The 11,029-nt window shown below is 50.2% G+C and carries 7 protein-coding genes; all 7 read right to left on the minus strand.

Going from position 1 to position 11,029, the window contains the following annotated elements; translation table 11 throughout:
• Positions 1 to 1,125: S8 family serine peptidase (locus tag ADICEAN_RS18045; RefSeq protein ID WP_040398052.1), on the minus strand; the 1,125-nt coding region annotated here is incomplete at its 3' end.
• Positions 1,126 to 1,469: 344 nt separating this feature from the next.
• On the minus strand, positions 1,470 to 2,174 hold the full coding sequence (locus tag ADICEAN_RS18050) for a hypothetical protein (RefSeq protein ID WP_009197097.1): 705 nt from the start codon (positions 2,172 to 2,174) through the stop codon (positions 1,470 to 1,472).
• 141 nt (positions 2,175 to 2,315) lie between these two features.
• Positions 2,316 to 3,386: a hypothetical protein gene (locus ADICEAN_RS18055; protein WP_009197098.1), complete on the minus strand. Its 1,071-nt coding sequence runs from the start codon at positions 3,384 to 3,386 to the stop codon at positions 2,316 to 2,318.
• A 42-nt stretch (positions 3,387 to 3,428) separates the two neighbouring features.
• The gene (locus ADICEAN_RS18060; RefSeq protein WP_009197099.1) at positions 3,429 to 4,415 is read right to left on the minus strand and encodes a hypothetical protein; all 987 of its coding nucleotides are present in this window, start codon (positions 4,413 to 4,415) and stop codon (positions 3,429 to 3,431) included.
• 29 nt (positions 4,416 to 4,444) lie between these two features.
• Entirely contained in the window at positions 4,445 to 6,064 is a 1,620-nt protein-coding gene (locus ADICEAN_RS18065) for a SusD/RagB family nutrient-binding outer membrane lipoprotein (RefSeq protein ID WP_009197100.1), read from the minus strand.
• A gap of 28 nt (positions 6,065 to 6,092) precedes the next feature.
• On the minus strand, positions 6,093 to 9,320 hold the full coding sequence (locus ADICEAN_RS18070; RefSeq protein ID WP_009197101.1) for a SusC/RagA family TonB-linked outer membrane protein: 3,228 nt from the start codon (positions 9,318 to 9,320) through the stop codon (positions 6,093 to 6,095).
• Between the two features lie 985 nt (positions 9,321 to 10,305).
• The coding region (locus ADICEAN_RS18075; protein WP_236612953.1) for a hypothetical protein at positions 10,306 to 11,029 on the minus strand (724 nt) is incomplete at its 5' end.

An 11,029-nucleotide genomic window follows, 5' to 3' on the forward strand; every position in this document is an offset into this window, starting at 1 on the left:
CTGTGTAGGTAAACACCCCTCGCCCGGCGCCGACAGCGCCACGCCATAGCCATAGTTGGAGAACTGGGCTTTTCCATCCGCCATGGTGCTGGCGGCCACCGACAGCACAAAATCATAATCGGAGGGGTAATGTGCGCCCGGATAGTTGCTGTTGCCGGCCGCCGCCACAACCAGCACCCCATACTCCAGGGCTACATGCCGGTACACATCATGGGCAATCTGGCTATAAAAGGTAGTGCCGTAGGAGGCATTGATGATGTGGGCGCCCTGTGTGGCAGCATACAGCACCCCCTGCAACAGGTTGATCAGGAAACCGCCGCCGTTGTGGCGGGTATCATTTTCGGCTGTATGCTTAAGGGCCATCAGTTTGGCCTGGTAGCCAATGCCTGCCACCCCTATTCCATTGTTGGCCGTGGCCGAAGCTGCGCCTGCTACCCGGGTGCCATGCGCCAGGTTGGGGGCGCTGCCATGGGGATCATGGTCGCCCGCTCCCATACTGGCAAAGTCATCTCCTGCAAAATCCCAGCCCCAGTAGTTATCAATAAAGCCATCGCCATCATTATCCAGGCCATCAATGGGGTCGGCCTCGTTGCGGTAAAGATTGTCCAGCAGGTCCGGGTGGGTCAGGTCCATGCCGGTATCGATAATGGCGATGATGACCTCCGGGCTGCCCGTGCTGATCTGCCAGGCCTCGGCCGCCTTAATGAGGGCAAGATGCCGCTGGCTGGCCAGCAGGGGGTCGTTGGGCAGCGCGTAGGGGATGGCGGTATGCACCGGTTCGGCCAGCTCCACCATCCCGGACTTGAGCAGCTCGGTGGTGGCCTGCTCCAGCGGCAGCGCAGGATCAAAGCTCAGCTGGTGGTACAGGCGCATATCCAGCCCTGAGGGAGTTGCCTGGCGCCGGGCTGCGGCCTTCCCCTTCACAGGCCGGAAGGAACTGAACGCCACCGCATTTTTTACCGACAGGCTGGGTGCCAGGCGCTTCCAGGCATCGGCCCGCATGCTTTGGCCATCGGCATTAAGGTAGGCAAACTCGGGTTTAAGCTTTACCAGCAGCTGGCCCGGCTGAGGGGGTGGCGCGGTTTCAGGGGTATTGGACAGGGCATAGGTAGACGAAATAAGCAAGCCGAAAAAGCATGCTGTAGCAATCGTAAAAAGTCGCTGCATAAGGCCTGGAAAAAATGGTAAAACCGCAGAATATCTGATGGTACGGAAAAGGATGCTTAATGTTGGGGTGAGCAGAAAACAAACTCCCTGACTATGAGACAAGTGCCGGCTAAACTATGAGGGAGAGTGTAGTCACCCCCCTCAACAGGACAAGGTCTACAGATAGCGTGCCTGTCCTGGGCAGCAGCGCCAGCGTTGTCTTTTCCATGGCTGCCTGGCGCTTTACATGCAGGGGTGTTGGATGTAGAAGGGGCTTTCAGTAGCCGGCAGGCCCTGCGCAGTTACTCCTGTACCAGCTTGGCTTAGGGCTCGTTTTTGTTCAAAAACTTCAGAATACGCGCCAGGTCTGCGTCTTCCTTAATGGAAAGATCATTTTTGGCGATGAATTTTCGCAGGGCAGGATCCCTTTTCCGCCTGGCTTTCAGGAAGACATGAACCGGATAGACCACCCCCTGATCGGCGATAAAATACTTATCGGTATGGATGATCTGATAATCCATACTCCCCATATGAAACGCTTCCTTATAATCCGGTTTTTTGATGTAGGCCGTGGTTTGTTGCAGATAAGGAAAGGTGCCCTCCTTGAGCACTTCTACAAAGCCCGGCAGCTGATCCCCCTTTTCGTCTCTAAAGACAGTGCCGGAAACAAAGCGGCGGGTGCCCTGGGAGCTGTACAGATAAAAGGCCTTGATATTGGAAGCATAGGCTAGCTTGATGCCGGTTTGGCTTTTGATTTCCAGTGCCTGGTCCAGCAGGTTAAAGCGTACGGCCAATTGTTCGACCCAGGCGGTATCTCCAGCCAGCTGCACCCCTCCCTGCACCCAGTCATCGGTAAGATAGAGGGATCCGCGTACTGTACCGGAGCGATGATCGAAGCCCAGGCCCGGGATGCTTCTGTTCGGCTGCATGGTAGACAGCGCATCCAGTCGCCCGCTTACGGCCTCGGTAGTAGGCTGTGCCAGCACCTCCAGGCTCAAAAAAATCAGGAGAACTACAGTAACTCTCATGGCAGGCAATCAATACTATAAGGTACTAATTCACATGCACTTACGCTACCTTTTTTAAAAAACCTCTTGTTTACCCCTCTAAAAAAGGAGCAAACAAGAGGTTTAGCTGCCTGTAGCAAGAGCACTTGCTACAGGCTACTGTCAGGGATCAATCCGTATTCTATAGGTTTCTGTGGTAACACGCCCCTGCTCATCAGTAACCGTTATGTTCAGGTCTACATAGCCGATAAACCCGCTCAGGGCAATGCTGATGGGCAGCTCGCCGGAGGTCTGGCCAATGAGGGCTTCCAGGGCCTCATCATCAATGGTAATCGTGCCAATCTCCTCATCCCGGGTACTGATGTTGGCGCTTACCTCGATATCACTTATAACACCCGGCGCCGTAATAGAGGCCACATACTCATGGGTTCCGGCCCGCACCACATTAGAACCGCTAACGGTAATTTGCGGTGCCGGCAGGGTATACTCTACTGTTACCTCCGGAGCTTCCACATCAGTGACTACCCGGGTTTCCCTACCCTGCAACTGGTCTACCACAAAGGCAGTGAAGGTAACAGGGCCTACGGTAGATGTAGGGGTAGAGGGCGCGGTATAGGTAGCTAGCACTACGCCCGTTTCTTCTCCACGCACGGCATCCAGGCTGGCGGTATCCAGTACTACCTGGCCGAAGTTGGAGAAGATCCGAACGTCCTCGATGCCGCCGAGCGCTTCGATATCGATGTTTACAGTGGTGGACTCTCCCGGGGTGAGTACCGCATCATTGGCACCCAGGGTAAAGGTAGGGGCATCCAGCAGGTAGGTCAGCGTAAGGGTTTCGCTCATGGTGTGCGATTTCATCTGCTCGCCCTGGGCATCAAACACTACGATGGTAAGCGTAAAGGGTCCCGATGCATCGTAAGGAGCCGTAAAGGTACCGGTAAAGGTGCCGGATTCACTGCCAATCACACTGTTCAGGCTGCCCTGATCAAAGACCACTGTACCTTTATCGTCTGTAGTAATATACGCTACCGAATCTACAAGGCCGGGGGCATCTACTACACGTACCGTAAAATTGGTCGACTCACCACCGGTGAGTTCCGTATCATCCACCGTTAGCACCGAGTAAGGCGAATCCAGCGGCAGAGGGGGGTTTGCCTCAAAGTAGTCATCAACACAGGCTACAGAGATCAGCAGGATACCCAACCATAAAAGAACATTCTGTATTTTATTCATGGTAAAAGTCATTTGATATAATGATGTACATTAACAGAGATTTCAGATCTTGGTTAGCTTTAATGTAACTGGCAAGCCAGCCGTTAAGCCGCAGCCTGCATCAACGTTATCCTGAAGTTCAATGATAAATTCATCATCTGAGCTGGTCTGATATTGCCCGGTTTCGGGAGCTCCTCTCCAGGCTAAGGCAGGACTACCCGTACATGCCAGGCCTGAGGAGGTTTTAGGAACCACCAATTCGCCACAAACCAATTGATAATTGAAGGTAATATTATCAAACCCATAATATGAAAGCGCAAACTGGCGGCCAATTGGTGAAGTTTGGATCACAGTAACTTCTACAGTACCAAAGCGGGGGCCGGTACCAGAAAATGGATCTGTAGCGCCTCCAATTTGCTCCACTCTATACCTACCTGTTGCATAACCAGAAGGCAATGAACAAGCAACAAAGGATGTAAACCCAGCATTAAAACTTGAAGTTTGTACTCCTCTGCCTGCAATATCCGGTGTAACAGTATTGGAACTATATCCATCAGGCAATTCAATTGATTCAGGAAACCTTCGTCCGTCAGTCAGCACTACCTGATTATAGAAGTTAAAGACGTCCGCTCCTTCTATATCTGAAAGTTGAAGGCCAAAGGCAGCTGCTGCTTCAGCCAGCGTAATTGTGGCGTTTTTGATTGCTCCTTCACTGTTAAAGTCACTTTGCCGATAGGTTTTTACTAATTGGCGCCGCTGCGCTTGCCCCTGTGGAGTTATTGGATAGGTTACTCCCTCAGAGGCATCAAGGTAGGTAGCATAGATATTAACCGAATCAATGTTTCTGTTTTGTGTATACAGATCAAACTGTATGCGAGACTGCTCGGGATTATCAAAGTTGAATAACGACAATTGCGGATCCGGAAACACCACCCTAAGTGAGGCTCCCTCAATAAGATCCGGCACCCGTACGGCATCCTCATCCTCACAGCCGGTTAAAACGGCCAGGGATAGGAATAACAAGCTTATATAGGCTATTAATTTTTTCATAGGTTTATTTTTATTAGGCATCCACTAACTTATCTATCCCAGAAAACGCGGTCCAGGTATACATTCCGCTGGTTACGGCCCGGCAGCAGGTTTAGGTCTGCAATGGGATATGGGAAGGATACCGGAAACTCACGGCCGCGTACGGTGGTGGACAGGAGGTCGGCGTTGCCATCATGCAGGATGGGAAAGCCGGTTCTGCGGTAGTCGTTGTACGCATCGACCGCATAGCCAAAGGACGCAATCCACTTCTGGGTCATGATTAGTTGCAGCCGGGTTTGGGTGGCTCCTCCCTCATACAAAGCCATTACAGAATTAATGTAAGTGTCTCTTCGGGCCTGGGTGATCTGCGGAGCGCCTGCTGCAGATGCTACTTGATTCACTTTGGCAAAAGACGCTTCCATGGCCTGGCGAAACAGATCTACATCATCCTCGTTCGATGCGCCTACCAGAGCCAGCTCGGCTCTGGTATAGAGCAGGGAGAAGTAGGTAAGCATCCGCTGGGGGGTAGAACCGTAGCCGTTATAGTTTACGGTTAGTCCGTTGCCTTCATCATAGCGGCCGCCCAGGGGATACAAACCCGCCACGGCCTGAGAAGACCCCTGGTCAAAGCCTTCGTTTGGATCGATGTTGAATGAAAACTGATAGATGCTTAAAAATCCGGTAGCAGGATCGTAATAGGAAGTAGCGTTTTCGGGCGACTCCCCCAAATCTGGCGCTACCTGGTTGTACCAGTAGTAGGGCACCCGAGGATCCTGTATTCCTTCCAAGATATTGGAGGCAAAGAAAGTACGCTTGCCGGTCATGATCTCATAGAAGTACGGACTCACGTACCAGCCTGCCCCACCCGGTGCCCACTCTTCCACATAGCCGGGGTGCCTGTCGTCAGGAGCAGACGTATTGCCATACTGCAGCTCAAAATCCTGTGCCTGGTTCTGAATGAGCATGCCGCTGCTGAGCAGCGCATTTACCTCATTAGACACATCGCGGGTAAGGCGGATCTGATTAAGCATCTTAAGCTTCAGACTATTGGCAAAGCGCTCCCAGTTGCCCATATTGCCACCATAGATCACATCATCCTCGCCGGGGCTTAGCGTAGAGGTACGCTTGATATTGGCAATACCCTCATCGATTTTGGTAAACAGGTCGGCGTAGATAGCAGCGCCGTCCTCAAAAGTAGGGTTGGTATTCTCCTCACCCAGGTTAGCTTCCTGATAGGGCACTTCCCCCCACATATCAACCATTACACTATAGATATAGGCTTCCAGAATCTGGGCCACGCCCAGGTACTGAAAGCTTTCTTCTGCTTCGGCCTTCTCCTTCATCACCTTCAGATCGGTAAGGGTAGCCAGATAGAGGGTATTCCAGGGGGCGGTCACACCAAAGGTAGTGCCGCTAAAGGCATAGTCGTTTACCTCGGTGCCACGCTGAACCAGCTGGTGCATGTACATGGAGGTGATGTTGGAAAGCCCCCGGGAAGAAAGGCCTACTGAGCGAGCCGTCGTAACCTGGGTAGTGGGCAGCAGTTGGGCCAGCGGCACATCTGCAGGGTTGTTCGGATCTACGTTGATATCCAGAAAGTCTTCGCAAGAGGTAGAAGCGAAAAGCAATCCTGCCGATAACACGTATGTGAATATAGGTCGTATGTTCATACTTAATGCTAGATTAAAGGGTTGAGGCCTAGAAGGTAACGCGCAGGTTCACAGAATACCGTTTGGTAGTAGGCGTAGCGCTCCACTCGATGCCCTGCTGGTTGGAGTTACCAAACTGGTTCACTTCCGGATCAAAGTTGGTGTACTCCGGGAAGTTAGGGGCAGAGAACCACAGGTTGCGACCCGTTAGGTTAATGGCTACGGTACCAAAGGGGGTAGCCTCCAAAAAGCGTTTAGGCAGCTCATAGCCAATGGTTACCTCTCTTAGACGGTAGGTAGTGGCATCCCATACGGCCCACTCGTCATCGGCATTGATGGCAAAAGTTTGGCCAAAGTACAGGGTGTTCACATCAATCTGGGTCTGGTTGGGGTACTTCTCTCCTGTTTCGGGGTTGCGCAGTGGCTCCCGGGTAACGGGGTTACCATACACACCGGGGATGATATAATTTTGTTCCCGGTTTTCGGTATCCTTGGTTACCCCCCTACCCAACAGGGATAATACAGTATTGGACCATAAGTCACCCCCCTGGCGCCAATCAAACACGGCCGATAGGCGTATGCCCTTAAAGCTTAGGCTATTGGTAAGGCCAAAGATAAAATCAGGGTTAGGGTTACCAATGATGCGGGGTTCAGGGTCTGGGATCAGCTGTCCGTTGGCCGGGTCAATCAGGAGGTTCCCTTCATCATCCCGCATACTTACTGCTCCCAGCAAGAGACCATATTCCTGCCCTGGCCGGTGCACCGAAATCACCCCTCCGGCAAAACCAGATCCAAAGGTAATCTCCGGCACTACATCGGTCAGTTCCTCAATGGTGTTCTTGTTATGGGTAAAGGTAGCATACATATTCCAGCGGAAGTCGTTGGTCTGTATGGGGGTTACATCAACGCCCAGCTCAACGCCCCGGTTTTTGATGGTACCAAAATTGGTAAACAGGGAGCTAAAACCCGATACGGAAGGAAGGTTAATGGGGGCGATCTGGTCGAAGGAAGTTTTGTCGTATACCGAGAACTCAAGGCCCAGTTTATTGCCAAACAGGCGGGCATCCAGGCCAAGTTCATACTCCCGGGTACGTTCAGGCTTCAGGTTAGGGTCATACTGGGTATTTTCAAGGGTAGCGCCCGGTATACCCCTAAAGGGGAAGTTGGTTGTAGTAGTTACTACATCAGCTACGGGGTTTACAACATAGACTGAACGCAGCTGATAGGGGTCCGTATCGGCTCCTACCTGGGCGGCTCCTGCACGAACCTTCAGATAATCCAGTATGCCGGACTCCAGGTTCAGGGCATCAGTCAGAATTACCGACAGCGAAGCGGCTGGATAGAAAAAGCTGTTGTTCCCTTTGGGCAATGTAGACGACCAGTCGTTGCGGCCGGTCAGGGTCAGGTACACCCAATCCCGGTAGCCAAAGCTAAAGTCGCCAAATACCCCAACAATGCGGCGCTGGCTGTATTCACCTCCAAAGGGGGTAACGTTGTTGGTATTGTCTAGGTCATCAATATCAAATACCACATAGTTGAGTCCCTGGAAGGCCTGCCGGTTACGGGTACGCTGGTTTACGTTATGGCCTACGGTAGCGGTCAGGCTGAAGTCTTCGTTGAAATCATAATCCGTAGTGAGCAAAAAGTTGCTTTCAATCTCCTCAAACCGGATGTTATCTTCGGTTACCTGACCGGCGCCGGGGTTGGAGGATGGGCCTGTTGAACCCGGACGCACAAAGAAGAGGTTATTTTGATTGTAGGTGCTTACCCCTACTTTATAGGTAGCATTGAGCCAGTCGGTAATGGGATAGCCCACATCAACCGTACCCATGATGCGGTCGGTACGCTCGGTGGAGCCGGCATTTTCATAGGACCAGAGGGGGTTATCGGCCTGACCGCGGGCTACCATGAATTCTGAGCCAAGGTCTACCGGGTTCTGATACGGCTGGCCATGCACATCCCAGTTGCGGCCCAGGTAAAGTGCACGGGCAAAGGCCGAGGGGTTGTTGGAGCCCGAGTTTCCTACCCCACTTTGCACAGCACGCTGGTTAATGCGGCTATAGAGCAGGTTTGCACCGACGGTGAGTTTATTTTCCAGGGTGGTGCGGCCGCCCACACTTACGTTGGTTCTGTCAAACTCGGTATTGGGCACATAGCCCTCATGATCGGTGCGGGAAACGGTTACGCCTAAAGAAGACTTGTCATTTCCTCCCTGTACCGATACAGAGTTTTCAAAAATGTGGCCGGTACGGAAAAGATCTTTTACGTTATCGGGATAGGCCCGGTAGGGCACCAGTACACCATTAAATTGCTCCATCCCAGCCCGGCCCGAATACCAGTGAGGAATGGAATCGACGGTGGCATAGGGGCGAGCGCCGATGAAGGGGGCGCCCCAGGTACCATTCACCTGAGCATACTGGAAGTTGGTGCCGGTGCCATAGGTATTATGATAATCGGGCAGGTTGGCGATGGTCTCCCAGGAATAGGAGGTGGAGTAGCTTACTTCAAGGCCTTTGCGGGAGGCACCGGCGCTGCCGGTCTTGGTGGTGATCAGGATTACCCCATTGGCGGCCCGGGTACCATAGAGGGAAGCGGCGGCGGCCCCTTTTAGTACCGTCATGGACTCGATGTTGTTGGGGTCGAGGTCGGCGATGCGGCTGGTATTGGCACTGCCTTGTGTGAGGCCGGCAAAGGTGTTGTTGGCATCGTTGTTAAAGGGGATGCCATCTACTACAAAGAGGGGTTGGTTGTTGCCCAGCAGAGAGGAGTTACCGCGAATGGTAATGCGGGTAGAACTACCCGGGGCGCCGCTGGAGCCGCCAATATTCACTCCGGCTACCTTGCCCTGCAGGGCCCGCAGGGGGTCTGGTTCGGCCACTTGTTGAACGGCATCACCCGACACGCGTTCTACTGCATAGCCCAGGGCTTTTTGCTCTCGCTGAATCCCTACGGCGGTTACTACTACTTCGGAGAGTTGTTCAATGTCTTCAGCGAGCTGAACATTGATAACGGATTGATTGCCTACGGCTACTTCACGGTTGGCGTAGCCAACAAAGGAGAACACAAGCGTTGCATTCCCGGCAGGAACCTCCAGGCGGTAGTTACCATCCATATCGGTAACCGTACCCTGGGAGGTGTTTTTGACGCGCACAGCCACACCTGGTAGGCCTTCGCCATTACCGGCGTCGGTGACCCTACCAGTGACAGCCCGCTGAGCCCATGCCGATGTACCCATCAGCAACAGGAGCACGAAACTCATCAGTAGAATTTTCTTCATAGTAGAAGGGGTTAAAAAAGTGTTGTATGAGTGTGTGATAAAGAGAAGGTAAAAATTTCATAATTGTATTTTTATTAATTATTTATTACATGCTTTTTGAGCAATTTAAATAGGGACAACTCCTGATGTCAGATGGTTGTAATCAGAGATAAGTATTTTTTAAAATATGCTTAACCGGGTATAAAATCATCACTAACCAGCTACTATACCCTGTTTGTCAACTTGTTAAATATGCCTCCTAAGAAGCACCTAAACTAACCTTCAAAGAACTCAAGAAAATTTGGGTACATCTCCAATTTCTTTATTCCATTGTTTATAGGTCTTTTTATTACATTACTAACTGTAAAATAAAAATTGAATTATTAATAGTGCATTTTGAAATTATTTCCAAAGTCCAGGCTTGATTGAACACAACTTCATTATTTAGCGAATAAATATCTGCATGGAACTACATACGCCTTGGTAAGATCCCATTGAGAAAGGTTTTGGTTGTGGATTATTAACTTAATCCTACTAGCTACCAAACAGGAACTTGCTTATCAGACAAGGTTTACCATTTGGTTATGTATGGATTTGAGAAAGCGCTGAATTAAAAACCTTTATGACACCCGGCCTATTACCTAAATTCTTATGCGCAACAGACCGGCTATATATTAGCTGTATATTTTCAACTCATTCATAAACTTTCTTAATGATGCGGGGAGGCCTTAAATATTTTCTTGCAAGTAGTACCCGTAATGGGTAAAGCTCGGCGTTCAGCTATCAGTGCATCAAGCCCTTTACATAGAATCGGTTTAACCCATAGTATTGTGCTGAAAATTATTCGATACCCTTGAGGGATCAAAGTTCCGGTAGTCATATTCATAAAAGACCACTTAATTACCCTTTTTAATACAGCCAAAAAAAGCCTCATAGTATACTATGAGGCCACATATCAAAACAACAATTTGTCTACCGAGTGTTTGCCAGCTAAAACAGGCTTTATTTACTCTATGTAAACATACTCGTAAATAAGACGGAGTACATCTTCCATTTTATTATACCTAAGGGAATGATCCTCGGCAAATAAAGCTATTCTGGAGGCCTTATCCGCAAGAAGTGTCATCACGTTTTTTTTACCGGTTGACACAGGGTATGTAACTCCTTCTCGCAATAAAAAATACTCATTTTTTTCTATAAACATATCTTTGTTGCCAACTGACAATGCTGGGTTATAGTCCCCTCTTTTGTAAACAATAGACCTATCCTGCAGCAGCATAACGTCCTTGTTACTAGCCAATACTTCCATGAACTCATTTGAATTTGAATTAGCGTTATAGGCTACAAGAAATATCCGGTTCTTTCCTTCAGTTGTCAGGGCAAAGCCAAGGATGTGGCCAGGTGTAAGGAATACTTTCTTGTGAGCAGTAACCACTTCAAGTTCATTAGTTTCTACCCGAAATTTAAGAGCCTCATAAGCCTGTATATTGTTAGACGTATAGAAAACTTCTCCCGGCTGATGCTCATCAAATAAATACCCACTAGGTCCTATTACATTCTTCTCAGTTAACTGCCTTCCCCTGGGCAAATTTATCCATAGATTACCATCATTGGTGGTATGCAGCCCATAGCCCTCGTAACTAGATTGGCCATAAAGGCCTCCTGCAGATAACAGGATGCCACAACATATTCCAAGTAGCTTGCTCATATTAACAAGATAAAAAAAAGAC

Source organism: Cesiribacter andamanensis AMV16 (assembly GCF_000348925.1).
Classification (GTDB): Bacteria; Bacteroidota; Bacteroidia; order Cytophagales; family Cyclobacteriaceae; genus Cesiribacter; species Cesiribacter andamanensis.

What these genes read in the sequence shown, in the direction of transcription:
- ADICEAN_RS18050 (WP_009197097.1), bottom strand. Translation starts at nt 2,174, where the DNA reads ATGAGAGTTACTGTAGTTCTCCTGATTTTTTTGAGCCTGGAGGTGCTG.
- ADICEAN_RS18055 (WP_009197098.1), bottom strand. Translation starts at nt 3,386, where the DNA reads ATGAATAAAATACAGAATGTTCTTTTATGGTTGGGTATCCTGCTGATC.
- ADICEAN_RS18060 (WP_009197099.1), bottom strand. Translation starts at nt 4,415, where the DNA reads ATGAAAAAATTAATAGCCTATATAAGCTTGTTATTCCTATCCCTGGCC.
- ADICEAN_RS18065 (WP_009197100.1), bottom strand. Translation starts at nt 6,064, where the DNA reads ATGAACATACGACCTATATTCACATACGTGTTATCGGCAGGATTGCTT.
- ADICEAN_RS18070 (WP_009197101.1), bottom strand. Translation starts at nt 9,320, where the DNA reads ATGAAGAAAATTCTACTGATGAGTTTCGTGCTCCTGTTGCTGATGGGT.